General features: G+C 68.1%; 24 protein-coding genes and 1 pseudogene. 11 read left to right on the forward strand and 14 right to left on the reverse strand.

Annotated features, from left to right (window positions below):
- Positions 1-5 precede the first annotated feature (5 nt).
- From narJ to H0X90_RS25085, 3 genes are read right to left on the reverse strand one after another with little or no spacing between them, the layout of a single operon-like run.
- Positions 6-710, reverse strand: a complete 705-nt coding sequence (gene narJ / locus H0X90_RS25075; RefSeq protein WP_069353406.1) for a nitrate reductase molybdenum cofactor assembly chaperone — start codon at positions 708-710, stop codon at positions 6-8.
- The gene (gene narH / locus H0X90_RS25080) at positions 707-2,236 is read right to left on the reverse strand and encodes a nitrate reductase subunit beta (RefSeq protein WP_034203679.1); all 1,530 of its coding nucleotides are present in this window, start codon (positions 2,234-2,236) and stop codon (positions 707-709) included. Before narH ends, narJ begins: the two co-directional genes overlap by 4 nt.
- Positions 2,233-6,003 (reverse strand): nitrate reductase subunit alpha, encoded by a 3,771-nt coding sequence (locus tag H0X90_RS25085; RefSeq protein ID WP_102898714.1) that lies wholly within the window; start codon positions 6,001-6,003, stop codon positions 2,233-2,235. The genes narH and H0X90_RS25085 overlap by 4 nt, the downstream gene beginning before the upstream one ends.
- A 435-nt stretch (positions 6,004-6,438) precedes the next feature.
- Here H0X90_RS25085 and H0X90_RS25090 point away from each other — a divergent pair, with 435 nt between their 5' ends.
- Entirely contained in the window at positions 6,439-7,617 is a 1,179-nt protein-coding gene (locus H0X90_RS25090) for a tetratricopeptide repeat protein (protein WP_059721782.1), read from the forward strand.
- A gap of 83 nt (positions 7,618-7,700) precedes the next feature.
- Here H0X90_RS25090 and H0X90_RS25095 read toward each other — a convergent pair whose 3' ends face one another.
- Positions 7,701-7,892, reverse strand: coding sequence for a DUF2964 family protein (locus H0X90_RS25095; RefSeq protein ID WP_006498440.1), 192 nt, complete (start codon positions 7,890-7,892; stop codon positions 7,701-7,703).
- Between the two features lie 13 nt (positions 7,893-7,905).
- The gene (locus tag H0X90_RS25100; RefSeq protein ID WP_048986217.1) at positions 7,906-8,385 is read right to left on the reverse strand and encodes a universal stress protein; all 480 of its coding nucleotides are present in this window, start codon (positions 8,383-8,385) and stop codon (positions 7,906-7,908) included.
- A 296-nt stretch (positions 8,386-8,681) separates the two neighbouring features.
- Here H0X90_RS25100 and H0X90_RS25105 point away from each other — a divergent pair, with 296 nt between their 5' ends.
- From H0X90_RS25105 to H0X90_RS25120, 4 genes are all read left to right on the forward strand, one after another.
- Positions 8,682-9,443, forward strand: coding sequence for a 2-keto-4-pentenoate hydratase (locus H0X90_RS25105; RefSeq protein ID WP_059721780.1), 762 nt, complete (start codon positions 8,682-8,684; stop codon positions 9,441-9,443).
- A gap of 31 nt (positions 9,444-9,474) precedes the next feature.
- A complete protein-coding gene (locus H0X90_RS25110; RefSeq protein ID WP_077190020.1) occupies positions 9,475-10,887 on the forward strand; it encodes a 3-deoxy-D-arabino-heptulosonate 7-phosphate synthase in 1,413 nt (470 codons plus the stop codon).
- Between the two features lie 120 nt (positions 10,888-11,007).
- Positions 11,008-13,176: a hypothetical protein gene (locus tag H0X90_RS25115; RefSeq protein WP_196438236.1), complete on the forward strand. Its 2,169-nt coding sequence runs from the start codon at positions 11,008-11,010 to the stop codon at positions 13,174-13,176.
- Positions 13,177-13,183: 7 nt separating this feature from the next.
- Complete coding sequence (locus H0X90_RS25120) at positions 13,184-13,891, forward strand: DUF3142 domain-containing protein (protein ID WP_077190018.1); 708 nt, start codon at positions 13,184-13,186, stop codon at positions 13,889-13,891.
- Between the two features lie 43 nt (positions 13,892-13,934).
- Here H0X90_RS25120 and H0X90_RS25125 read toward each other — a convergent pair whose 3' ends face one another.
- On the reverse strand, positions 13,935-14,309 hold the full coding sequence (locus H0X90_RS25125) for a gamma-glutamylcyclotransferase family protein (RefSeq protein WP_006498446.1): 375 nt from the start codon (positions 14,307-14,309) through the stop codon (positions 13,935-13,937).
- 57 nt (positions 14,310-14,366) lie between these two features.
- On the reverse strand, positions 14,367-15,017 hold the full coding sequence (locus H0X90_RS25130) for a LysE family translocator (protein WP_048986091.1): 651 nt from the start codon (positions 15,015-15,017) through the stop codon (positions 14,367-14,369).
- A gap of 165 nt (positions 15,018-15,182) precedes the next feature.
- Between H0X90_RS25130 and H0X90_RS25135 the strand changes: the two genes are divergently transcribed.
- Positions 15,183-16,103 (forward strand): LysR substrate-binding domain-containing protein, encoded by a 921-nt coding sequence (locus tag H0X90_RS25135; protein ID WP_060211109.1) that lies wholly within the window; start codon positions 15,183-15,185, stop codon positions 16,101-16,103.
- Between the two features lie 96 nt (positions 16,104-16,199).
- On the opposite strand, the gene H0X90_RS25140 is transcribed toward H0X90_RS25135, so the two are convergent.
- Together H0X90_RS25140 and H0X90_RS25145 are read right to left on the reverse strand one after the other, a co-directional pair.
- The gene (locus tag H0X90_RS25140) at positions 16,200-17,036 is read right to left on the reverse strand and encodes an alpha/beta fold hydrolase (protein ID WP_006498449.1); all 837 of its coding nucleotides are present in this window, start codon (positions 17,034-17,036) and stop codon (positions 16,200-16,202) included.
- Between the two features lie 144 nt (positions 17,037-17,180).
- Positions 17,181-18,014 (reverse strand): oxidoreductase, encoded by an 834-nt coding sequence (locus tag H0X90_RS25145; RefSeq protein WP_077190017.1) that lies wholly within the window; start codon positions 18,012-18,014, stop codon positions 17,181-17,183.
- A 94-nt stretch (positions 18,015-18,108) separates the two neighbouring features.
- On the opposite strand from H0X90_RS25145, the gene H0X90_RS25150 reads away from it, so the two are divergent.
- The gene (locus H0X90_RS25150; RefSeq protein ID WP_077190016.1) at positions 18,109-19,080 is read left to right on the forward strand and encodes an AraC family transcriptional regulator; all 972 of its coding nucleotides are present in this window, start codon (positions 18,109-18,111) and stop codon (positions 19,078-19,080) included.
- 48 nt (positions 19,081-19,128) lie between these two features.
- Here H0X90_RS25150 and H0X90_RS25155 read toward each other — a convergent pair whose 3' ends face one another.
- A complete protein-coding gene (locus H0X90_RS25155) occupies positions 19,129-20,334 on the reverse strand; it encodes an MFS transporter (protein ID WP_077190015.1) in 1,206 nt (401 codons plus the stop codon).
- Positions 20,331-20,696 carry a RidA family protein gene (locus H0X90_RS25160; protein WP_006498454.1) on the reverse strand — a complete coding sequence of 122 codons (366 nt, stop codon included), beginning with the start codon at positions 20,694-20,696 and terminating at the stop codon, positions 20,331-20,333. The genes H0X90_RS25155 and H0X90_RS25160 overlap by 4 nt, the downstream gene beginning before the upstream one ends.
- Before the next feature lie 133 nt (positions 20,697-20,829).
- On the opposite strand from H0X90_RS25160, the gene H0X90_RS25165 reads away from it, so the two are divergent.
- A complete protein-coding gene (locus H0X90_RS25165; protein ID WP_077190014.1) occupies positions 20,830-21,648 on the forward strand; it encodes a TrmB family transcriptional regulator in 819 nt (272 codons plus the stop codon).
- A gap of 16 nt (positions 21,649-21,664) precedes the next feature.
- The gene (locus H0X90_RS25170; protein WP_077190013.1) at positions 21,665-22,525 is read left to right on the forward strand and encodes a PhzF family phenazine biosynthesis protein; all 861 of its coding nucleotides are present in this window, start codon (positions 21,665-21,667) and stop codon (positions 22,523-22,525) included.
- 27 nt (positions 22,526-22,552) lie between these two features.
- Here H0X90_RS25170 and H0X90_RS25175 read toward each other — a convergent pair whose 3' ends face one another.
- Positions 22,553-23,716 carry an aldose epimerase family protein gene (locus H0X90_RS25175; protein ID WP_077190023.1) on the reverse strand — a complete coding sequence of 388 codons (1,164 nt, stop codon included), beginning with the start codon at positions 23,714-23,716 and terminating at the stop codon, positions 22,553-22,555.
- 106 nt (positions 23,717-23,822) lie between these two features.
- Between H0X90_RS25175 and H0X90_RS25180 the strand changes: the two genes are divergently transcribed.
- A complete protein-coding gene (locus tag H0X90_RS25180; protein WP_077190012.1) occupies positions 23,823-24,500 on the forward strand; it encodes a hypothetical protein in 678 nt (225 codons plus the stop codon).
- Positions 24,501-24,509: 9 nt separating this feature from the next.
- Positions 24,510-24,698, forward strand: a pseudogene (locus H0X90_RS36235) (hypothetical protein); the annotation flags it as partial.
- On the opposite strand, the gene H0X90_RS25185 reads toward H0X90_RS36235, so the two are convergent.
- Together H0X90_RS25185 and H0X90_RS25190 are read right to left on the reverse strand one after the other, a co-directional pair.
- Positions 24,626-24,895: a hypothetical protein gene (locus H0X90_RS25185; RefSeq protein ID WP_077190011.1), complete on the reverse strand. Its 270-nt coding sequence runs from the start codon at positions 24,893-24,895 to the stop codon at positions 24,626-24,628. The pseudogene H0X90_RS36235 and the gene H0X90_RS25185 overlap by 73 nt on opposite strands.
- Positions 24,892-25,170 (reverse strand): DUF4148 domain-containing protein, encoded by a 279-nt coding sequence (locus H0X90_RS25190; RefSeq protein ID WP_048986096.1) that lies wholly within the window; start codon positions 25,168-25,170, stop codon positions 24,892-24,894. The genes H0X90_RS25185 and H0X90_RS25190 overlap by 4 nt, the downstream gene beginning before the upstream one ends.
- Positions 25,171-25,269 lie beyond the last annotated feature (99 nt).

Raw genomic sequence — 25,269 nt, forward strand, 5'->3', positions numbered from 1 at the left:
CGCGCTTACGCGCCGCGGGCCGGCCGCTTGTCATGGAAGCGCACCGTCTGCTCCGCGCGCGCCGGTGTTGCCGCGCCGACGAAGCGCACGGCCTCGTCCGCATACGACGCGTCGAGCGCGCGGTAGTCGTCGGCGCTCGGCCGCTCGGCGGCCACGTCGTCGTCGGCCGCCTCCGGCGCGTCGGCGGGTGCGAGGCCGGCCATCGGCAGCAACGCCCCGACGACGAAGCTGTAGTGGCTGCCGCGCTGCGAAAGCTGCCCGGCCAGCGCACGCAGGATCTCGCCGGTTTCGGCGAGCAGCTTGCAGGCATCGGGCGCCGGCAGCCGCGACAGGTATTCGAGAAACACGGGCAGGTAGTCGGGCAGTTCGCCCGGGTTCAGGAACAGCCCGTGCCGCTCGTACATCTGCAGCAGGTCGACCATCGCCTGCCCGCGGTCGCGCGATTCGCCGTGCACGTGCTCGAACAGGTACAGCGACGTCGCGCGGCCGCGATCGAACAGCCCGACGTAGTTCTCCTGCAGCGTCAGCAGATCGCGCTCGCGCACGTACGCAAAAAACCGGTCGAGGCCCGCGCGCACCGCTTTTGGCAAACGCGAGCGCTCGCGCAGGTGCGTGTCGATCGAATCGAGCGCGACGACCAGCGATTCGTCGGGATAGTCGAGCAGCGCGGCGAGCGCCGCATAGGTCGGATCGGATGCGGTGCTCGTCATCGGGAAGCCTCGTGAATCGGAATCGTCTTGTTGCCCTTCCTCGGGCCGAACAGGCTCGCGCCGGAACGGCCGTCCGAGCAGCCGTTGCCGAACGAGAAGCCGCACGACGCGCGCAGGTCGTACGCGTTCTCCGCGTATTCGCGGTGCGTGGTCGGGATCACGAAGCGATCCTCGTGGTTCGCGATCGCAAGATAGCGGTACATCTCCTCGACCTGCGCGAGCGACAGCCCGACCTGGTCGAGCACGCCGCGTGCGTCGACGCCGTCCACGTGGCGCGCGCGCATGAACGCGCGCATCGCGAGCAGCCGTTCGAGCGCCAGCTTCACGGGCGCCTCGTCGCCGGCCGTCAGCAGGTTCGCGAGATAACGCAGCGGAATGCGCAGCGATTCGACGTCCGGCAGGTAACCGTTCATGCCGAGATCGCCGCTGTTGGCCGCCGCGTTGATCGGCGACAGCGGCGGCACGTACCACACCATCGGCAGCGTCCGGTATTCCGGATGCAGCGGGAACGCGATCTTCCAGTCGATCGCCATCTTGTAGGTCGGCGAACGCCGCGCGGCCTCGATCCACGCGGCCGGCACGCCGTCGCGCTCGGCCTGCGCGATCACGGCCGGATCGTCCGGGTCGAGGAACAGCGACAGTTGCGCCTCGTACAGGTCCTTCTCGTTCTCCGCGCCGGCCGCGTCGCCGATCCGGTCCGCGTCGTACAGCAGCACGCCGAGATAGCGGATGCGGCCCACGCAGGTTTCCGAGCACACCGTCGGCTGGCCGGCCTCGATACGCGGATAGCAGAAGATGCACTTCTCCGCCTTGCCGCTCTGCCAGTTGTAGTAGATCTTCTTGTACGGGCAGCCCGACACGCACATGCGCCAGCCGCGGCACTTGTCCTGGTCGATCAGCACGATGCCGTCTTCCTCGCGCTTGTAGATCGAGCCCGACGGGCACGACGCGACGCACGCCGGGTTCAGGCAGTGCTCGCACAGGCGCGGCAGGTACATCATGAAGGTGTGCTCGAACTGCCCGTAGATGTCCTTCTGCACGTTCTCGAAGTTGGTGTCCTTCGCGCGCTTTTCGAACTCGCCGCCGAGGATTTCCTCCCAGTTGGGGCCCCACTCGATCTTCTCGAGCCGCTGGCCGCTGATCACGGAACGCGGCCGGGCAACCGGCATCGCGCGCGTGTTGCCGGCTTCCTGCAGATGCGCGTAGTCGAACGTGAACGGCTCGTAGTAGTCGTCGATCTCGGGCAGATGCGGGTTCGCGAAGATCTGCGCGAGCAGCCGCCACTTGCTGCCCAGACGCGGCTCGATCTTGCCGTCGGCACGCCGCTGCCAGCCGCCGCGCCAGCGGTCCTGGTTCTCCCAGTCCTTCGGATAGCCGATGCCCGGCTTCGTCTCGACGTTGTTGAACCACGCGTACTCCATCCCTTCGCGGCTCGTCCATACGTTCTTGCAGGTCACCGAGCAGGTATGGCACCCGATGCACTTGTCGAGGTTCAGCACCATCGCGATCTGTGCGCGTATTTTCATGACGTTTCTCCGGCCCGTACTGCGTGCGTGGTGGGATCGACCGCGGTCTCTTCGCCATCGAGCCAGTCGATCTTGCTCATCTTGCGCACGATCAGGAACTCATCGCGATTCGAGCCGACCGTGCCGTAGTAGTTGAAGCCGTACGCGAGTTGCGCGTAGCCGCCGATCATGTGCGTCGGCTTCAACGCGATGCGCGTGACCGAGTTGTGGATGCCGCCGCGCGTGCCGGTGATCTCCGAGCCCGGCGCGTTCACGATCTTCTCCTGCGCGTGATACATCATCACCATCCCGGACGGAATCCGCTGGCTGACGACGGCCCGCGCGCACAACGCGCCGTTCGAGTTGTAGCACTCGATCCAGTCGTTATCGACCACGCCGATCGCTTTCGCGTCGTCCTCCGATATCCACACGATCGGGCCGCCGCGCGACAGCGTCAGCATCAACAGGTTATCGGTGTACGTGCTGTGAATGCCCCACTTCTGGTGCGGCGTCAGGAAATTCAGTACACGCTCGGGGTTGCCGTTCGAGCGCTTGCCGACCATGTGTTCGTAGCTGCCCGTATCGATCGGCGGCTTGTACGCACACAGCGATTCGCCGAACGCGCGCATCCACGCGTGATCCTGATAGAGCTGCTGGCGGCCGGTCATCGTGCGCCACGGCACGAGTTCGTGCACGTTCACGTAGCCGGCGTTGTACGACACATGCTCCGATTCGATCCCGCTCCACGTCGGCGACGAGATGATCTTGCGCGGCTGCGCCTGAATGTCGCGAAAGCGGATCTTCTCGTCCGCGCGCGCGGCGGCCAGGTGCGTGTGATCGATGCCGGTGATGCCGGACAGCGCACGCCATGCCTTCACCGCCACTTCGCCGTTGGTCTCGGGCGCGAGCGCGAGGATCACCTCGGCCGCATCGAGCGCCGTGTCGATGCGCGGACGCCCTTGCGCGGCGCCGTCGGCGACCGTGTAGTTGAGCTCGCCGAGCAGCTTCACTTCGTCCTGCGTGTTCCAGCCGATGCCCTTGCCGCCGTTGCCGAGCATGTCCATCAACGGCCCGAGCGACGTGAAGCGTGCATACGTATTCGGATAGTCGCGCTCGACGACGGTCACGTTCGGCATCGTGCGGCCCGGCACCGGTTCGCATTCGCCGCGCTTCCAGTCCTGCACGTCGAACGGCTGCGCGAGTTCGCCCGGCGTATCGTGCGCGATCGGCGCGAGCACGACGTCGCGCTCGACGCCCAGATGCCCGTCGCACAGGTCGGAGAAGCGCTTCGCGATCCCCTTGAAGATCTCCCAGTCGCTCTTCGATTCCCATGCGGGATCGACCGCCGCCGACAGCGGATGGATGAACGGGTGCATGTCGGACGTGTTCATGTCGTCCTTCTCGTACCAGGTCGCGGTCGGGAACACGACGTCCGAGTACATGCAGGTCGTCGACATCCGGAAGTCGAGCGTCACGAGCAGGTCGAGCTTGCCGCGCGGCGCTTCGTCGTGCCAAGTCACTTCCTCGGGGCGCCGGCCGCCGGTCGCACCGAGATCCTCGCCCTGCACGCCGTGGGTCGTGCCGAGCAGGTGCTTCAGGAAATACTCGTGACCCTTGCCCGACGAGCCGAGCAGGTTCGAGCGCCACACGAACAGGTTGCGCGGGAAATTGGCGGGCGCGTCGGGATCCTCGCTCGCCAGCTTCAGCGTGCCGGCCTTCAATTGCTGTGCGACGTCCGCGCCGGCGTGTGCGGGATCGGCAAGCGCCGCGCCGACCTTCAGCGGGTTCGTCGCGAGCTGCGGCGCGGACGGCAGCCAGCCCATCCGCTCCGCGCGCACGTTGTAGTCGATCGGCGCGCCGTGGAATTGCGACTTGTCCGCGAGCGGCGACAGCAGCGTGGCCGGGTCCATCGGGTCGTAGCGCCACTGGTCGGTATGCGCGTAGAAGAACGACGTCGCATTCATCTGGCGCGGCGGGCGGCTCCAGTCGAGCGCGCCCGACAGCGCGGTCCAGCCCGTCTGCGGCCGCAGCTTTTCCTGGCCCACGTAGTGCGACCAGCCGCCGCCCGGCTTGCCGATGCAGCCGCACATGATCAGCATGTTCATGATCGCGCGGTACGACATGTCCATGTGGAACCAGTGGTTGATCCCCGCGCCGATGATCACCATCGACTTGCCCTGCGTCTTGTGCGCGTTCTCCGCGAACTGCCGCGCGACCGAGATCACGTCCGCGCGCTTCACGCCGGTGATCGCTTCCTGCCAGGCCGGCGTGTACGGCAGGTCGTCGTCGTAGCTCGCAGCCACGTCGCGGCCGCCGAGCCCCTGGTCGAGCCCGTAGTTCGCGACGAACAGGTCGTAGACGGTCGCGACCAGCATCTCGCCGTTGCGTGTCGCGATGCGCCGCACGCCGATCCGGCGCGACAGCGCGGACGCGTGCTGCGTCGCGTTGAAGTGCGCGTGCGGCTGGTTGCCGAAATACGGGAACAGCACGTCGACCACGTCGTCGTGCGCGGCCGTGCACGACAGCCGCGGCGACAGCGCCGCGCCCTTCGACGTCTCGCCGCGCAGGTTCCACTTGCCCTTGTCGGCGTCGTCCTGCTGGCCCCAGCGGAAGCCGACCGAGCCAACCGGCACGACGAATTCGCCGTTCGCGTCGTCGATCATCACGGTCTTCCACTCCGGATGCGTGGCTTCGTCGAGGGCGTCGTCGAAGTCGGATGCGCGCACGAGGCGCTCCGGCACGTAGCCGCCGCCGTGCGGCACGAGGCGCACGAGGCACGGCATGTCGGTGTAGCGCTTGCAGTAGTCGGCGAAGTAGTCGCTCTTTCCTGCCAGATGAAATTCTTTCAGGATCACATGCCCCATCGCGAGCGCCAGCGCCGCATCGGTGCCCTGCTTCGGGTGCAGCCACAGGTCGCCGAACTTCGCGCCTTCCGAGTAATCGGGGAACACCGACACGATCTTGGTGCCGCGATAGCGCGCCTCGACGAGGAAATGCGCGTCGGGCGTGCGCGTCTGCGGGACATTGGAGCCCCACATCATGATGAACGTCGAGTTGTACCAGTCGGCCGATTCCGGCACGTCGGTCTGCTCGCCCCAGGTCTGCGGCGACGCGGGCGGCAGGTCGCAGTACCAGTCGTAGAAGCTCAGGCACACGCCGCCGATCAGCGACAGGTAGCGCGAGCCGGCCGCGTACGACACCATCGACATCGCCGGGATCGGCGAGAAGCCGACCACGCGATCGGGGCCGTGCCGCTCGACCGTGTGCACGTTTGCGGCCGCAACGATCTCGTTGACCTCGCTCCAGCTGGAACGCACGAAGCCGCCGAGCCCGCGCCGGCGCTGGTACGAGCGGCGTGCATCGTCGTCCTCGACGATCGATCGCCATGCTTCGACGGGGCCGAGCGTGCGGCGGCGTTCGCGCCACAGCTTCACGAGCGCGCTGCGCACCATCGGATGCTTGAGACGGTTCGCGCTGTACAGATACCACGAGTACGACGCGCCGCGCGAGCAGCCGCGCGGCTCATGGTTCGGCATGTCGGGACGCGTGCGCGGGTAGTCGGTCTGCTGGGTTTCCCAGGTGACGATCCCGCCTTTCACATAGACCTTCCACGAGCACGAACCCGTGCAGTTCACGCCGTGGGTCGAGCGGACGATCTTGTCGTGTTGCCAGCGCATCCGGTAACCGTCTTCCCATTTGCGGTCTTCGTCGGTGACGGCGCCATGGCCGTCGGAAAAGCGTGGCCTCGTGGTGGAGAAATAACGCAATCTATCCAGGAAATGGCTCATGGGGATCTCGTTTTTCCGGTCTTTCGGCAGACCCTGATTGTTTAAGGACGTGAAATACCGGTTGCAAAGGACGACCGAATGTCGATCGTTTCGCCCTGCTCACCGTGTCGAACCCATTGTCAGACGGATGGACATATCACGACTTGATACAAATCACGAAATCATTCACCCACCCGCAACAACGAAACCCACCGGGGATCGGATCGAGCCGCAGCAGCCTGCTATGCTGCGCACTGCATTCCCGCACCACCCGCCCGGCGCTTCAATGCACCGACGCACGCGGGATTCGCATTGATTTGCACGGGACGATTCGACCCAATCGATTGGAATTCGCCCGCCGTCGCCCGTCGTTTTTCTGGGACGGTGCGGGTCGTTCCGTGCATTTCCGGCCGTCGCACGATAAAACCACGACCTACAAGAAAGAACTGCAATTCCATGACACCCCGACTTCTCGCCGCGCTCATCGTCGCGACCTTGAATTGCGCCGCGCTGCCGGCCGCCCACGCCCGCACCTATGTCCCGCCGACGGCGTCGCTCGGCAAAGGGGCTTACGTTCACCAGTTCGTGCTGCGCGATCCAGCCACGCATCAGCCGCTGCCGAATGCGCGCTATCGGCTGTTCCTGCCGGGCCAGGTGATCGCGGGGCTGCCCGCCAAGCCGGATCAGCACGACAGCGTGATTTTCGGCACGACGGATGTGGCCGGGCGCACGGCCAAGGTCCGCCTGCCGACACGCCATCCTCAGAAGCAGTGGGTGTTCAACGCGGTCGTCGGCGACGGCGAGCTGGGCGAATCGTTCCGGCTGGTCGACCCGGGCGGCAAGGCGATGCTCGGCCACGTCCCGTACATACTGGACGTCGACAGTGAATATCTGGCGTGCGGGTATTCGGATGCGAACGGCTACACCTACTACGCGCAGTCGCGCACGCCGAGGAACGTCGATCTTTACGTCGGCACGCTGGCCGGCTCGGCCGATATCGACTGGTGCGCGGGCCCGGGCCTGGCCATCGCGAACAGCGCGAACACCCCCGGCGCACCGGACCTGTATACGCAGTACCTCGGCACCCTGGTCGCCAACGGCGAGCGGATCAGCAATGGCTTGCGGCGGCAGATCGTCGCGAAGCTGCTGTCGCTCGCGATCGCCGAACGCGACGCGAGCCGCGTGACCGCCGTGCTCGACCTGGACAGGATTCCCGACGACCGCCTGAACGACATCGGCTATCGGCTCGCCGATGCGGGCGTCGCGGTCGAGCGCGGGCTCGCGATGATCGACGCGCATCTCGCGCAAGCGCCGAACGATGCGTATGCGCTCGACAGCAAGGGCTGGGCGCTGTATCGCCTCGGCCGCCACGACGACGCGCTCGTGTGGTTCGACCGCTCGATCGCGATCTTCGCGAAGGACGACGACAGCGACGCACGCGAAGCCCGTGCGACCGGGTTGGCGCACAAGGGCGAAGTGCTGTGGAAGCTGGGACGCCAGGATGAAGCGCGCGATGCGTTCGCGCAGGCAGGGAAGCTTCAGCCGAACAACACCGCGCTGGCGGAAACGTTGAAGCGGCTGATGATTCAGATCGTGCAGGACGGCGTGCAGGCGCCGGCGACGACGAGCGACTAGGCGACATCGCCGGCGAGGCAACGGCTACCGCGGGCCGTCGTCAAACCATGGCCGGACGTGCGCCGCCCCTTCGCCCGTGGCGGTCACTCCTCGCCTTTCGGCCCCGGGTTCAGCATCACGACGAAGCCCGCCACGCCGACGATCAACGCGATGGCGCCGCCGCGCAGCGCCGACGTGGCATCGAACAGCAGGCCCGTCACGACGGCCATCATCCCGGCGAGCGACACGAACACGGCGATCGCCGCGACGACGATGCGGTACTGGCGACGTATCATCGCGCGCGCCGCGTCATGCCGCGGCCGCGGCGGCCGGCTCGCCGGCGTCGTCGCCGCGAATCAGCAGCACCGGGCACTTCGAGCCGCGCACGAAACGCTCGGCGACGCTGCCGAGCAGCACGCGCCGGATGCCGCGCCGCCCGTGCGTGCCGACCACTGCGAGGTCGATCCCGTGCTCCTTCACGTAGCGTTGCAGGCGTTCCGCGATGTCCTCGCCGATGCTCTCGGTCTCGACGAGTTCGCCTTCGCCCTTCGCGCCGGCCAACGCGATGATCTGTTCGGCTTCGCGCAGCACCTTGCGCCCGTCGTCGCGGATTTCCTCGACGAGCGCGTGCGGATCGACACGGCCCGCGTACGTGAACAGCACCGACTTGTCGACCACATACACGACGCTGACGTGCGCATCGCCCGCCAGCGCCACCTTCACGGCTTCGGCAAGCGCCTGTTTCGACGAAGCGCTGCCGTCGACGGCCACCATGATTTTCTCGTACATGCGAACCTCGCTGGGGTGAGCTGCCGCGCACCCTGTCGCGCGCGGCCATGTCACCATCATCGGCCGACGGCAGGTTCGGATGTTGACGGCGGTCAAGCCGCGGCGGCGATCACGCATGCGACAAAACGGCACGACGGGAAGCGGGAAGCCTGCGTTCTCGGCCAACCGAAACCGGACCGGCAACGCATGAGCCGACGGGCTTTCGAGCGGCCATCGCGCCGAAGGCGCTATCATCGACGATGCGACTTTCGTCCGGCCCTTTTTTGCCGGCCCCACTTTCGACTCGCTCAACCGACATGACAACGACTACCGAACGCGTGGACGGCGCCGCCCAGCATCTCGTCGCCGCCCGCCATGCCGGCTCGCCCGGCCCGCTGTTGCCCGATGCACTGCGCCCCGACGACATCGACACCGCGCTCGCGATCCAGCAGCGCGTCGCCGACCTGCTCGGCGAACCCGTCGGCGGCTGGAAATGCGCACTGCCGCCGCCCGATCGCGTGATCCTCGCGCCGATCTTCGCGTCGACGATCCGCGAAGCCGATGCGCCGTACCGCGTCGTCGGCGGGCCGATCGTGCGGATCGAACCGGAAATCGCGTTCGTGCTCGATCGCGATCTGCCCGAGCGCGAGCAGCCGTACGACGAAAGCGACGTGCGCGCCGCGATCCGCGAAGTGCGCATCGTGCTCGAAGTGCTCGGCTGCCGCTATGCGGAGCCGGCGCGCGCGTCGAAGTTCGAGCTGCTGGCCGACGGGCAATTCAACCAGGGGCTGTGCGTCGGCCCGGTCGTGCCCGACGGGCTGAACGTGCCGCTCGCGACGCTGGCGCTGTCGTTCGACGGCGCGCTGAACCGCACGATCGACGGCCGCCATCCGGACGGCGATCCGCTCAAGCCGCTGGTGTGGCTCGTCAATTTCCTCGCGTCGCGCGGCGACGCGGTGCGCGCCGGCCAGATCGTGACGACGGGTTCGTACGCGGGTGCGATCGAGGTGCCGCTCGGCGATGCGCTGACGGTTCGCTTCGGCGAGCTCGGCAGCCTGTCGGTGACGTTGACGGCGTGACGGGTCACGTCTCTTTCACGCCCAACCCGCCATGTCGCTGACACCGCTTCCCGCCCTGCTCGACGCCACCCTGCGCACCGTCGCGCGCCGTTACCGGCTGCCGCCGCTCGAACGCGCGTCGTCGCTGACCGACGCGACGAACCCGGCCACCGCGCTGGCGATCGTGATCGAGGAAGCGCGCAGGGTGCGGGCGGATGGCCACGCGCCCGGCGCGGACTTGCGGCAGCGCTTCATCGATGCGCTCGCGCGGATGATCCGCGACGCGATGGACACGTCATCCGGCGATCCGTCGTTTCAGGCGTCGGTGCTGCGTCACGATGCGCCGAACGTACGCGAATACGCGTCGTTGTCCGCGCACGCCGAGCAGGACCGGCGCGCGCTCCACTCCGCCGTCAATGCGATCGCGCATCCGGCCAAGCTCGAACGCAGCGCGCAGGCCTGGCAACGCGACGGCCTCGCGCGCCTGCATGCGGCCGCGACCGCGGCATCGTGGGCCGAACTGCATGCCGCGCTCGCGCAACTGCTCGCGCTGCCCGAGATGGCGACCGACGCGGCGTTCGAGCAGGACATCGTGAAGCTCAAGGACGGCCCCGCGCTCGAACGCATGCTGCGGCTCGACGCGCTGGCCGCGGACGAGGACGTCCGTCGATATCGCGCGCTGTGGGTCCGCCAGGGTCCGCTCGTCGGCAGCACGGTCGCCGTCGCGCAGGGCGCCGCGTCCCAGCAGCGCGGCGCCGCCGTCGAAGCACTGGCGGCGCAGGCGCTCGACGCACTGGCGCGCCGGCTCGACGCGGTGGACGCGCAGCGCACCTACCGCGTGGTCACGTCGATGCGCGTGCCTTCGTCGATCCCGGGCCGGCACGACCGCGCGAAAACCGAATGGGACGCGATCCTGCTCGAACGCGCGCGCGGCAGCGACCCGGCGTCCGCGTGGAACGTGCGCTTCCTCGTCGAAGCGAAGGCCTCCGCGGATGCCGCGACGACCGACCTGCCGCGGCTGCTGCGCGGCCTGACCCTGCTCGCGCAGGCAGCGCCCGACACGGTCTATGCATTCGAGACGCATCAGGGCACGGTGCACGTGCACGGCGCATCGCTGCACGCGTTGACGACCGACGAAACGACGCTGCCACGCGAAGTGCTGTATTGCTGCGACGCGTCCGCGGACACGACGCCGCGTCTGCTGGGCGCCGCGAGCCGGATGCAGTTGCTGTCCGCGCAGGCGAGCCTCGAATACGCGAGCGCGCTCGCGCAGCAGCCGGATGCCGATCCGGACGGCCTCGGCGTCATCTGGCACGCGCTGCTGACCCTGCCGCAATGGCAGGCCGTGCTGCATCAGTACCCGTCGTTGCGGCAGGTCCGCGAACTGATGGTGGCGATCGACGACTTGCGCGCCGCGATCGAAGACATCGACGAAGGCGGCATCGCCAGCAGCGTGTGCGCGTGATGCGCGAGCAGGGCCGCCGCTCGACGGGCGTGTGCGCGCCGTGAGGTACGATACGCGCCAGGGCAAAGCGCCCCCCTGAGAGACCCGGCCGTCGCGGCCCCCTAACCAGCACAAGAAAAAATGCGAAGAAACCCGACGCTGCACCGCAACCTGTTCGCCGCGCTGGCGGCCAGCCTGCTCTGGATGCCGGCCGCCCACGCCAGCGGCGACGACGGCTGCTACGTACCGAACACGCTCCGGCAGACTTCCTACTCGTGCGGCAACATACCGATGCTGACGCCCGCCAACGACACGCGCATCAACGCGATGCTGATGATGGTCGACAGCGCCAAGGTCGCGCAGGTGTTTCCGGACCCGAGGACCATCCCCGCGAAAGAGCGGATCAACCAGATCGTCGTGCCGTTCCCGATGGATTTCTCCGGCTGGATCTACATCGGCCAGAAGGAGCCCGACAAGGCCGGCGGCGCAGCGGATGCCGATGGGTCGTCGAGCCGATACGCCGACGGCGAAGGCAGCATCTGCCGCAGCATGAGCGCGGGCGCGGCAGCGTTCGACGACGCGTTGGGCGGCGCAGGCGGCCTGCCCGCGGACGAAGCCGCCCGCCTGCGCGCGGCACGCGCCGACATCGCGCAGAATACCTGCACCGCGGGCGGCGCGGGCGCCGCGTGGACGAAGCCGCCGGTCAAGTCGCCGCTCGGCCAGCAGTTCGCCGCGTACCTCGACGGCACGAACGCGTTCTACCGCGCCGACTTCCTCACCGCGACGCGGGCCTTCGCGAACGCATCGCACAGCGCGGACCCGTGGCTGAAGGAAACCGGCCTCTACATGGCCGGCCGCGCGCAGCTGAACGCCGCGCAGGCCAACGTATTCGACAACGACGGCCCGACGCCGTCGCGCGCACGCGTGACGAAGGTCTCGCTCGACGCGGCGAACACGGTATTCCGGACCTACCTGAAGGTGTATCCGAAGGGGCGCTATGCGGTTTCCGCGACCGGGCTGCTGCGGCGTGTCGCGTGGCTCGGCGGGAACGTCACGCAGCAGGCCGACCTGTACGGCCACGCGCTCGCGCGCTGGTCGCCGGCCACGTCGAACGTGCCGCTGATGCAGTTGGCGAACGAACTCGACAGCAAGCTGCTGTTCGGATCGGAATTCGACGTGAGCCAGATCCAGTCGCCGACCGTGCTCGCCACCGTCGACCTGCTGCGCATGCGCGCGTCCGACAGCAGCGACGCGAGCCGCAAGCCGATGACGCTGGACGAGCTGCAGGCGCAGAAGCCGCGCTTCGCGAACGCGCCCGCGCTCTACGACTACCTGCTCGCGACCTGGTACGTCCAGATCGGGCACAAGCCGGATGCCGCCCTCGAGTTGCTGCCGCAAGCGCCCGCCGCGCCGCTCGACTACTTCGGCCTGAGCCAGCAGGCGCTGCGCGGGTTCGCGCTGGAAGACAGCGGCCAGAACGACAAGGCCCGCCAGCTGTGGCGCGACCTGATCCCGCTCGCGAAATTCCGCTTCCAGCGCGAAATGCTGGAACTCGCGCTCGCGATCAACCTGGAGCAGGCCGGGCTCGTCAACGACGCGTTTGCCGACGATTCGCTCGTGCAGAACGCGGCGATCCGCGCGGTGCTGCTGCAGCGCGCGGCCAATGCCGACCTGCTGCGCGCGCAGGCGCAAAACCAGGCGACCGGCGGCGCGCTGCGCGACACCGCGCTGTACACGCTGCTGTACAAGGAGCTCACGCGTTCGCACTACGCGGACTTCCTCGCCGATACCGCGCTGGTGTCCGGCACGCCCGCCGATCCGTTGAAGCCGTTCATCGCAGCCGGCGCGAAAAACGAAGACGGCTACACGTGCCTGTCGGCGCGCGACATCGCCGCGACGCTGCAGCAGAATCCCGCCGACCCGAAAGGGCTGAACTGCCTCGCGGATTTCGTGCGCCTGCATCCGCCCGCGGCCGGCATCGAAAGCGATCCGGTGCCGCCGTGGATCCGCAATGCGTCGAGCACGGCCGCCACGCGCGTGCCGCCGACGCTCGGTGCGGCGCCGTCGCAGTTCGCGGGCAAGCCGTACGAGCGGATGTCGAGCTACGTGGCGGTGATGGCCGATACGCAGGCGAACCCGAACGATCGCGCGTACGCGTTCTACCGCGCGATCAAGTGCTATGCGCCGGCCGGCGCGAACGAATGCGGCGGCAAGGAAGTGTCGAAGAGCACGCGCAAGCGCTGGTTCGACACGCTGAAGACCGCCTATCCGGGCAGCCCGTGGGCGCAGAAGCTCCGCTACTACTGGTAAGCGGCGCATGAAGCGCATCGCGGGCATCGCGCTGCTGCTGGCCGCGCGCGTCGCGCTGGCCGGCACCGTCGACGCCGCGCGGTACGACGCGTTCTGGCTGTGGGCGGGCGTGAAGCCGCAGGCGATCGTGCACGGCGCGCGCGCCGTCTATGTGCTGCAAGGGCAGATCGAAGCGTCGCCGCGGGACGAGTCGCAGGTGCGCGTGATCGCGCAGGGCGTCGCGCTGCCGCCCGCGCCCGACGCGCGCGTGTGGCTCGTCTATCGTGCGCATACGCTGCGCTGGACGCCGCGCGTCACGCAGATCATGCTCGCGCAGCTCGCGCGCTGGCGTGCGTCGGGCCGCACGATCGCCGGCATCCAGATCGACTTCGATGCGGGCACGCGCCACCTCGAGGATTACCTCGCGTTCCTGCGCACGCTGCGCGACACCCTGCCCGCCGATTGCCGGCTGAGCATCACGGGGCTGCTCGACTGGAGCAGCCGCATCGATACCGACCAGGTCAACCAGCTCAAGGGCATCGTCGACGAGGTGGTCGTGCAGACGTACCAGGGCAGCCGCACGATTCCCGACTACGCGGCCTACCTGCCGCGCGTCGCGCGGCTGCAGCTGCCGTTTCGCATCGGCGTGATCCAGGGCGGCGAATGGGACGCGCCGCCGTACCTCGCAACGAATCCGTGGTTCCGCGGTTACGTCGTGTTCCTGCGCAACGGCTAGCGGCCGCACACGCGACGGCGTCGATCCCGCCCGCGTAGCGGATTCAGTCGGCGCGCGGCGAACGCGCGTCCACGTACACCCATGCGGCGACACCCGATTCGAGCACGACGCGCTCGCGCCGATACGCATCGACTTCGTAATCGTCCGCGTGCTGCAGTTCGTCGCGGGTGATCGCGAACACGGTGCCCGTGACGCGGTCGCCCGTCTGCCCCGTATAGGTCACCACCGGATGATGGGTCCTCCCGCTCGTCGCGACCACGTCCGGATCGTCGATCCGCAGCATCGTCATCGCATAGCCGGGCATCGCGTCCGCGTGACCGTCGAGCTTGCGGCCGAACGTGGCGAGCTGCACCTGATCGAGCTGCAGCGTGCCATACGAGAAAAGGTGCTCGGAGAAAGCCGGGGCGGAACGGGACATGGTAGAACTCGATGAAAGAATCGGTGCCGACGAAGCGTAACGCAGATCGCCGATGCGCTACGCGGCGCCCGCGATCGTGCTGCCGAGCCCGGCGAGCGCAATCGCGAGCAGCGCAAGCGCCGACGAGGCCGAGATCCAGCGCTGCTTCCGATGAATCGCCGGATGGTTGATCGCGGCCATGTAGCCGGCGAGGATCGTGAAATCGACCGCGATCCACAACGCGGCGAGGATCGCGAGGCTCACGCGCGAATCGGGCGTGATGCCGACGAACTGCGGAAAGAACGCGACGAAGAACAGCAGGTCCTTCGGATTCGCGATGCCGACGAGGAAGCCGCGCACGACGCCGGGCAAACCGCGCGGCTGCGGTATCGGTTCGCCTGCCGCCGCGCCATCGCCATGCCGTGCGCGGTTGGCGCGCCATTCGCCGAGCAGCGTCCGGATCGCGAGCACCGCGATGAACAGGCACCCCGCGACATGCAGGCCGGCAAGCAGGCGAGCGCTGACCATCACGACGCCGAACACCATCAGCATCGCGCCCGCGATCATCACGAGGCTCGCGGCATTCGCGCCCACCGCGGTCAGCACGCCCTGACGGAATCCGCGCCGCGCGACGGTGCCCGTCACGAGCATGACGACCGGGCCGGGCGTCGCGATGAGCAGCACGATCGCGGCCAGATAGGCGAACAGCAGCGGGTAATGGAGTGTCATGACAAAAAGTTGTTCGATGAGTCGAGAGGCGCGCCCGTCACGGTGGCATCATGGAGGCCCGATGGGTCGAAAAGCGCGGTTTCGGGCAGTATCACGCGCCCGGGCCGCCGACCGAAAACGGAAAATCCTGTCTGATGACATGAGTTTTATTCATACTCGAAACCCATGAAGGCCAAACCGCTTCCCCCCGTCTATGCGTTGCGCGCGTTCGAGAGCGCCGCCCGCACCGGCTCGTTCACGCTGGCCGCCGAGGAACTGAGCCTGACGCAAAGCGCGGTCAGCAAGCACGTGAAGACGCTGGAGGCCTACTTCGGCCGGAAGCTGTTCGTCCGGCGCGGGCCGAAAATGACCGTGACGGCGGAAGCCCACATCTTCGCGGCCGGCCTCAGGCGCGGCTTCCGGCAGGTCGAGGAAGCGTGCATGCTGTTCCGCACGCAACGCGACGTGCTGCGGCTCAAGGCGCCGTCCACGCTGACGATGCGCTGGCTGCTCGACGCGCTGGCGGCGTTTCGCGGCACGCGGCCGGCGTTCGAGGTGCAGATCGCGAGCGTGTGGATGGACGTCGATACCGTCGATTTCTTCAGCGAATCCTACGATTGCGCGATCCTGCTCGGCGCGGGCAGGTTCGGCGAGAGCACGCATTGCGTGAAGCTGTTCGACGAATGGCTGATTCCGGTGTGCTCGCGGGCCACCGCCACGGTCGCGCGCGCGAATCCCTCCGCGTGCGAGCTGATCCACCCGTCGCCCGACCGGCGCGACTGGCGCCGCTGGCTCAACGGCAGCGGTCACGATCTGGACCTGGACATCACGCGCGGGCAGGTGTTCGACATGCTCGAACAGGGCATCGCGGCGGCCATCGCCGGCCACGGCCTGTCGATCGGCGATCTCGCGCTGTGTGCGACGGCCATCGACGAGAAGCAGCTCGTGCTGCCGTTCAAGACGGCCGTCAGCACCGGCGATGCGTATTACCTCGTGTGGCCGGAAGATTCCGCCAAGGTCGCGCAGGTACGCGAACTGCACGCGTTCCTGGCCGGCCGGATGCCGCGTCTCGCGCATCCGGGCGTTCGTTTCGTCGGTCCGGGGTGAAGCAGATGGCGGGCGATCCGTCCTTTTCCACGCGCGTCCGGATCGCCCGCCTTCGATCGCGGCGCCGCCCGCCGCGGCGGGCCGGCGCCGCCGTCATTACGCCCGTACGAACGCGAGCAGGTCGGCGTTGAGCACGTCGGCGTTGACCGTCAGCATCCCGTGCGAATAACCCGGGTAGGTCTTCAGCGTGCCGTTCTTCAGCAGCTTGACCGACTTCAGCGCGGAATCCGCGATCGGCACGATCTGGTCGTCCTCGCCGTGCAGCACGAGCGTCGGGACGGAGATCGACTTCAGGTCTTCGGTCTGGTCCGTTTCCGAAAACGCCTTGATGCCGTCGTAATGCGCCTTCGCGCTGCCTTCCATCCCCTGCCGCCACCAGTTGCGGATCACGCCCTGGTGCACGGTCGCGCCTTCGCGGTTGAACCCGTAGAACGGGCCGCTCGGCACGTCGAGGAAGAACTGCGCGCGGTTGTCGGCGAGCGCTTTGCGAAAACCGTCGAACACGTCGAGCGGCAGGCCTTCGGGGTTCGAATCGGTTTTCAGCATCAGCGGCGGCACCGCGCTGACCAGCACCGCCTTCGCGACGCGGCCAGCCGGCTCGCCGTGCTTCGCGACGTAGCGCGCCACCTCGCCGCCGCCCGTCGAGTGACCGATATGCACCGCATTGCGCAGATCGAGCGCTTCGACGACCGCGAACGCGTCCGCCGCGTAATGATCCATGTCGTGGCCGTCCCAGACTTGCGCCGAGCGGCCATGGCCGCGGCGATCGTGCGCGATCACGCGATAGCCGTGCTGGACGAAGAACAGCAGCTGCGCATCCCAGTCGTCGCTGGACAGCGGCCAGCCGTGGTGGAACATGACGGGCTGCGCGTCTTTCGGACCCCAATCCTTGTAGAAAATCTCGACGTTGTCCTTCGTGGTGACGTATGGCATCGCGATGCTCCTGTGAGGTGGATGAACGTGGCGAACGGGCCGGTTGCCATTATCGGCCATTATTGTGAAACCACGATGCCATCGTGCAATGCAACGGCCGATCATCCACCGGCAGGAAACGAACGACACGGCGCGCGTCAGCCGTCAGCCGTCCGTCGACACCGTCACGGCTTCCCACGCGCGGATCTCGTCGTCCAGCGCCGCCAGCTTGTTGCGCACGAGCCGCAGCGCATCGCTCCCGAGCAGCAGATGCGCGGGCGGATGGTCGGCCGCGATCACGGCGAGCATCGCCCGTGCGGCCTTCGCCGGATCGCCCGGTTGTTTGCCGCTTTTTTCCTCGCGCGCGCGGCGGATCGGGTCGAACAGCGCGTCGTAGTCGGCAATCGAGCGCGGCGTGCGCGCCATCGAACGGCCGGCCCAGTCGGTGCGGAACGAACCCGGCGCGACGGCCGTCACCGCGATGCCGAACGGCGCCAGCTCCTTGCCGAGCGTCTCGGAAATGCCCTCCAGCGCGAACTTGCTGCCGCAGTAGTACGCGATGCCCGGCATCGTGATGTGGCCGCCCATCGACGTGATGTTCAGGATGCGGCCGCGCCGGCGTTCGCGCATGAACGGCACGACGGCCTTCATCATCGCGACCGCGCCGAACACGTTCACGTCGAACTGCCGGCGCAGCTCGTCGAGCGGCGCTTCCTCCAGGATCCCTTCGTGTCCGTAACCCGCATTGTTCACGAGCACGTCGACGGGCCCGACGTTCGCCTCGATGTCCGCGACGACGCCGTCGATGCGCGCGAAGTCGGTCACGTCGAGCACGCGCGCGACGGCCGCCTGCGTGGACAGCGCTTCGAAGTCGCGCGCCGCCTGCGCGCTGCGCACCGTGCCGACCACCGTGTGACCGGCGGCCAGCGCTTCCTGGGCCAGCGCACGGCCGAAACCGCTGCTGACGCCGGTAATGAGCATGATGTTGCCGGATGCCATCTGAGCTTCTCCCGAATGTCGATTGAAGCGTGCATACTAGTCTGACGAACCACGCCGAATAAGCCCGATTCCGCTGATTTTCTTGCACAAAACTATGAGCATCTCGCCCGCCTCCGTTCGCTCTCCTGCGCTGCCGCCGCGCGACCGGAAGCGCCTGGTGACGCTGCTGCGCGCGCTGGCGCCCGACGAAGGCTACAACCTGACCGCGCTGCCGAGCGTGCGCATCCTGCGCGCGAACCGCGCGCTGTCGCGCACGCCGGTGCTGTACGACCCGGGCATCGTGATCGTGTGCCAGGGATCGAAGCGCGGCTACTTCGGCGGCGAGCGCTATCTGTACGACGAACACCATTACCTGGCCGTCTCCGTGCCCGTCCCGTTCAGCATGGAAACCGACGCCACGCCCGAGCGCCCGCTGCTCGCGCTGTACCTGCACCTCGATTTCACGCTGGCCGCCGAACTCGCCGCGCAGATCGACCGCGCTGGCCGCGCGGAAACCGTGCAGGCGCCGAAGAGCATGATGTCGACGCCGATGGATCAAGCGATGCACACGTCGGTGCTGCGGTTCGTCGAGGCGCTGCAGCGGCCGCTCGACGCCGCGGTGCTCGGCCCGGCGCTGCTTCGCGAGCTGTATTTCCGCGTGCTGACCGGCGCGCAGGGCAACGCGATGCGCAGCGCACTGGCGATGCGCGGGCAATTCGGCCGGATCGGGCGATCGTTGCGCATGATCCACGCCGATTACGCGCGGCCGCTCGACGTGTCGCAACTGGCCGACGAAGCCGGCATGAGCGTGCCGAGCTTTCACAGTCACTTCAAGGCGGTCACGCAGGTGTCGCCGATGCAGTACCTGAAATCGACGCGCCTGCATCAGGCGCGGTTGTTGATGGTGCGCCAGGACCTGACGGCGGAGGCGGCCGGCTACGCGGTCGGCTATACGAGCCCGTCGCAGTTCAGCCGGGAATTCAAGCGCCTGTTCGGGTTGACGCCGGCGAAGGAAACACAGCGCATGCGCGCGAGCTTCGCGATTCCGCAAGCGTTCGACGATGCGGTGTTCGTGTCGTCGCATTGAGGTGGGCGCGAACATCCGGCCGATGACCGTCGCCCGTCCCGCACGCACTCAACCGGCGGACGTCGGTTCGCCCGAGGCATCGACGCTCACGCGTGCGGCCCCGACCCACCCGGCTGCCGCCAGGGCAACGGCCGCGACGAACATCATCGCACCCCACCCGATCCGTTCGACGAGCATGCCTGCCGCCACGGCGCCGCCCGCGCCGGCTGCGTAGTACAGCGTCAGGTACGCGGCGCTCAATGCACCGGCCCGCGCGGGCTGAATCGCCACGACCCGCGCCTGGTTCGCGACCTGGGCAGCGAAACAACCGGCATCGAACCACGCCAGCCCGACGCCCAGCCAGCCTGGATGTCCGAGGGCGACGCCAAGCAGCAACGTGGAAAGCGCGGCCACCGCGAGCCCCCAGCCGATCACCGCCCGATCGCCGAAGCGATCGGTGAGCTTGCCGGCCACGCGCGTCACGCCGAGGCCGAGCACGCCGGCGAGACTGTATGCGCCGATCGCGGCCGCCCCCATGCTGTACGGCGGCGCGGCCAGACGGATCGCCAATCCGACCCAGACCAGATTGAACGCGAAGAACCACAGCATGCCGGCGCCGGTGCGGCGCCTCAATGCGGCGCTGTCGCGCAACAGCCGCGGAATCGCGCCGATCGTGGCTGCGTGGCCGGAACGCCGTTCGAGCCGACCGCCGGGCAACAGCACGCCACTGCCGACGGCCGCCAGCGCCACGCAGCCGGCCAGCGCGAGCAGCGCGCCCCGCCATCCGCACCATTGCGACAACGCGCCGCCGACGAAACGGCTCAGCAGGATGCCGGCGGAAATGCCCGCGGAAACCACGCCCATCGCCGCGCCCCGCCGACGCGGCTCCGCATGCTTGCCGACCACCGCGCTGCATTGCGCCGCGACCGTGGTGGCGGCCCCCACCAGCACGAAGCAGGCGTCGAGCGCGAGCGGCGTCGACGACAGCGACGCGCACGCGAGCAACACCGCGAGCCCCCCCATTTGCGCCGGAATGAGCGTGCGCGGACCGAACCGGTCGACCAGCGGCACCAGCAGCGCCAGGCCGGCCAGATAGCCGAGCATCGTCACGGACGCGAGGGTCGCCATCCGCGCAGCCGACACGCCGAAATCGCCGGCAATGGCCGACAGCGACGGCTGCAGCGCATAGCCGTTGGCGCTCGCGACGCCCGCCGCGAGCGCCAGCATCGCGATCGCGGTGCGGGACAGGTAGGCGGGCGGGCCGGCGACCGTCATGCGGCGGTCCGCACCGCGATCGCCTCGACCTCGACGCGAATCTCAGGATCGACGAACGGCAACGCATGGACCAGCGAGAATGCCGGCCGGATCTCGCCGTATATCTCGCCGTGCGCACGTGCGGCGTCTTCCCAATGGTCGAAATCCGCGACCACCAGCCGGCTCTGGACGACATCCGACAGCGCGAATCCGCTGTCCGCGAGGACCTTGCCGAGCGTCGCCAACGCATCGCGCGTCTGCGCATACACGTCGTCGCCTTTGCCGGCCGTCCCCGATACGTAGATCGTGTTGTCGACGACCACGGCACGCGAATAGCCCACCTTCGGCTCCCACGGGGAGCCGGTACTGATCCGTTGACGCATCTCGATGATCCTCCTCGGTAAGGTTGGGAAATCTCGCTTACTACTTCAGTAGTAAGCGAGATCGATTCTATACTACTTCGGTAGTTAATCAAGCATCCCCTGAAGCGCGTCACGGCAATCCGAATCCATCCACATGAACGACAACGCGGAACTGATCACGTCACTGATCCGGCTTGGCTTCACGCAATACGAGGCGCAGGCGTACGCGGCGCTCGTCGGCCAAGCCGCGCTGACGGGTGCGGAAGTCGGCCGGCGCGCCGGCATGCCGCCATCGAAGGTCTACGAGACCCTGGGCCGCCTGGAGGCGCGCGGCGCGGTGCTCGTGAACCGCTCCGAACCGGTCCGCTATGCGGCCGTGCCGCACCGGTCGCTGCTGGAAGAACTGCGCACGCGCTTCAACGCGGATCTCGAGCTCGCAGCGGACGCGCTCGACCGGTTGCCGGTGCGGCAAGAGCCGGGGCTGGTCTGGTCGTTGAGCGGGCGGGAGGCGATCGTCAGCGCCTTCGCGCGCGTGATCGACCATGCGAAGACGGCGATCTTCGCGGGTGTCTGGGACGAAGAAATCGACGATCTCGGGCCGCTGCTCGAAGCAGCCGCGGCCCGCGGCGTGGATACGCACGTGGCGATCTACGGCAATCGCATGCTCAACGGCCCGCGCTGCTACGACATGGCCAAATGCGGCGCCAGCGCGCGACTTCGGCTGTCGGGGCGGAGGCTGGCCGTCGCGATCGCGGACGACACCGAAGCCGTGGTCGCGGAATTCGGCGATCAGTCGCCCGACCATGCGACGCTGACGACCAATCCGGTCATCGCGCTGCTCGCGGTCGAGTACATCAAGGCCGACGTGAGCGGCCGCGTATTGATCGACGCCATGAGTCCGGCGGAATACCGGAAAGTACTGAAGCATCCCGACATGCAGGCGATGCTTGCGCCGCTCGACAAGTCGAGCTGACCCGTACGAGATATCGATGCCCCCCTACACCTTCCGTCTGTTGAACGTCTTCGCCGAATCGACGTTCGGCGGCAACCCGCTTTGCGTATTCGACGATGCGCGCGGCATGGACGATGCGACCATGCAGGCGCTGGCCGTGCAGTTCAACCTGTCGGAGACGACCTTCGTGCTGCCGTCCGAACGCGCGCATGCACGCGTTCGCATCTTCACGCCCGGCTACGAGATGGCGTTTGCCGGCCATCCGACGCTCGGCACCGCGCACGTCGTGCGCGAGCGGCTGAATGCCGGCGACGCGCTCACGCTCGAATTCAAGGCCGGCGTCGTCGACGTCACGGCGCGCGACGACGTGTGGACCTTCACCGCGCCGCACTCAGGCATGCCGAACACGGCGCCGTGCGCGTTGTCCGCTGCGCAGGTCGCGGCGCTGCTCGGGCTCGCCGAGGACGATCTGCTCGCGCCGCCGCTGTGGGTCAATACCGGTGCCGACCAGTTGCTGGTCGCGCTCAAGGACCCGGCCGCCGTGCGGCGCGCACAACCCGACAGCGCGCACCTCGACATCTGGCCCCGGAGCAGCCTCGGCCGCAAGACCGCGTATGTGTTCGCGTTCGACGACGCACGCCCGGGAACGGTCGTGTCCCGCTATTTCTTCGTGAAGCAAGGCGGCGGCGTGTCGGAAGATCCGGGCACCGGTTCGGCCTGCGCGAACCTGGGCGGCTGGCTGCTGGCCGGAGGGCACGACCTGCCGGCCGCATTTCGGATCGAACAGGGCGAAGCCGTCGGCCGCCCTTGCCTGCTGCGCCTGTCGGTCAATGCCGCGGGCGAAATCGGCGTCGGCGGGCGCGTGATCGAAATCGGGCGCGGCGTGATCAACGTTTGACGAACGCGATGCGGCCGACGCCGACGCTCACCGCGCGCCCACCCGCCACACCGTCACTTCGTGCAGCGTCTCGCCGGGCTTCAGGACCGTCGACGGAAAGGCCGGACGATTCGGCGAATCGGGAAAATGCTCGGCTTCCAGCGCGAACGCATCGGTTTGCCGGTAGATCGCGCCGCCCTTGCCCGCGACGCTGCCGTTCAACCCGTTGGCCGTATAGAACTGCAGCCCCGGCTGCGTCGTGTACAGCTCGAGGAAACGCCCCGACGCCGGGTCGTAGGCGCGCGCGGCAAACGCGGGAGCCGACTGGCCGCCCTGGTCGAGCACCCAGTTCTGGTCGTAGCCATGCGCGATCGCGAGCTGCGGATGTGCATCGCGCACATGCGCGCCGATCGGCGTCAACTGGCGCAAGTCCATCGGCGTGCCCGCGACGCTCGCCAGTTGCCCGGTCGGAATCGACGTATCGTCGGTCGGCGTGAAACGCGATGCGGCGATCTCGATCAGTTGCCGCTCGACGCTGCCGCCCGCCTGCCCGGCCAGATTGAAGTAGCTGTGGTTGGTCAGGTTGACGACCGTGTCCTTGTCCGTCGTGGCGCGGTAGTCGATGCGGATCTGGTTGTCGCGGGTCAGCGTGTAGGTCACGTCGGTCGTCAACGTGCCGGGGAAGCCGTTCTCGCCGTCGGGGCTCACGTAGCGCAGCGTGACGCTCGAACCGGTCGCGTCGCTGTGCGTGCCGGTAACCGTCCAGACCTTCGCATCGAAACTGTCGGGGCCGCCGTGCAGCGTGTTCGGCCCGTCGTTGACCGGCAGCTTCCACGTCTTGCCGCCGAGCGTGAAACGCCCGCCCGCGATGCGGTTCGCATACCGGCCGATCAGCGCGCCGAAATGGATGTTGCCGTTGTGTGCCTCGTAGTCGCGCAGCGAATCGAAGCCGAGCACGATGTCGGCCGCGTGGCCGGTTCGGTCGGGCACGTCGAGGGCGGTCACGATGCCGCCGTACGTGATGACTTTCAGCGTCACGCCGTGCCGGTTCGCGAGCGTGTACTGGCTCACCGCCTGCCCGGTCGCGGTCGTGCCGTAATCCGCGCGGCTGATCGAGACGTCGGGCGCCGCCGATGCAGCGGCTGCGTGCAGCGCGAAGGCCGAGGCTGCACAGATCGCGAGCAGCGGACGTCGCGGCGGGATTCGTTTCATGGAAACCTCCGAAGTCGTGCGGTCCGTGCCCGCGCGCAAATTGCATGCCTGCACGGCGCCGCGTTTGCTATGCTGCGCGCATCGTCCGCCCGAGCCGAGCGCCGCCATGCACGCCGTCACCCCTGATCTCGAACGCACACTGCAGGTCGCGTGCGACGCGTGCTTCGGCACGGCGGCCGTGTGGCCGCTCGTCGCGCGCGCGTATGGCGAGCCGCAGCGCTTCTATCACACGCTCGCGCATCTGGCGGAACTGTTCGCGCACCTCGCGCCGTATCGCGCGGAACCGCTGTGGCCGGCCATCGAGCTCGCGGTATGGGCCCACGACGTCGTCTACGCGACGACGCTGCCGGACTACGCGGACAACGAAGCGCGCAGCGCGCAATGGCTCACGCAGGTCACGAACGCGCACTGTACCGCGTCATGGTTGCGCGCGCACGCATCGCATCGGTCCATGGCCCGCGATCTCGTGCTGGCGACGCGGTCGCACCGGCTATCCGACACGTTCGCCGCCGATCCGGAACGGCAGCGCGCGGGGCAGATTTTTCTCGATGCCGATCTCGCGATCCTCGCGGCCGCGCCCGATCGGCTTCGCGAGTACGACCGTGCGATCGCGCGCGAGTGGGCGCAGGATCCCGATGCGCCGTCGGCCAGTTTTCGCGCCAGGCGCAGGCGGGCGCTCGAACGTCTGCGCGGGCAGGCGCCGCTGTTTCGGTCGGTGGAATTCGCGCCGCTCGAGCGACACGCGCAACGCAATCTCGACACGCTGATCGACTTCTACGCGTAAGCGCCGCGCATCGTGCGCCCGCACACGGCGGCGGGCGTCGCGAAAGCGGCTGATCACACGCTCGGTCTTGCCGAAGCTTTGCGCGGCGCCGCGTTCGATGCCGCGCTGGCGGGCTGGGACGCCCGTCAGCGCGCCGCCAGCGCATCGATCGCCGCGCGCGGGATCGCACTCGGCGCACGGCTGATGGGCGCGGCGTGAGTGTGCGCCGGCCGGGGGTCGACTGCATGGCGGTGCGGATCGAATTCGGGATTCAGTGCGCGCAGCACGCTGGCGCGCCCGCCGTCGTCATCGGGCAGCTGCGGCTGCCCGCGCGCGAAAACCGGGGCCGCGGCCGCCGCGAGCCACGCGGCGATCGCCAGCCCCGTCACGCGTCTCGATACGGCGCCCCGCTTCATTGCGCGCTCGCGGTCGATACGGCGGCCGACGTCGCGGTCATTGCCGAGTGCCGGTCGCCATGCGCGATCGCATACAGTTCGCGATTGCGCGCGATCGTCTGCGCGCTCGGCGGATAGTCCGTGTTCAACGTCGGCAGCGACCCGTCGCGCTCCGCCTGAATCAGGTCGGCGCGCACGTCGGCCCGCGTGACCGGATGGCCGGTGGTCTGCGCAAATGCGACGATCGGTGCGCTCAGCGCACAGGAAAGCAATGCCGCACGAATCAGCTTGTTCATGATGTTCACCTCTCGAAGATAGCGTGTTAGCGTCCGCCGATCAGGCCGGACATCCGCTCCGCATCGATGCGATGAGGAGTGGTGTCCATTCTGCGATTC

This window comes from Burkholderia sp. 9775_39, assembly GCF_015712225.1.
Classification (GTDB): Bacteria; Pseudomonadota; Gammaproteobacteria; order Burkholderiales; family Burkholderiaceae; genus Burkholderia; species Burkholderia cenocepacia.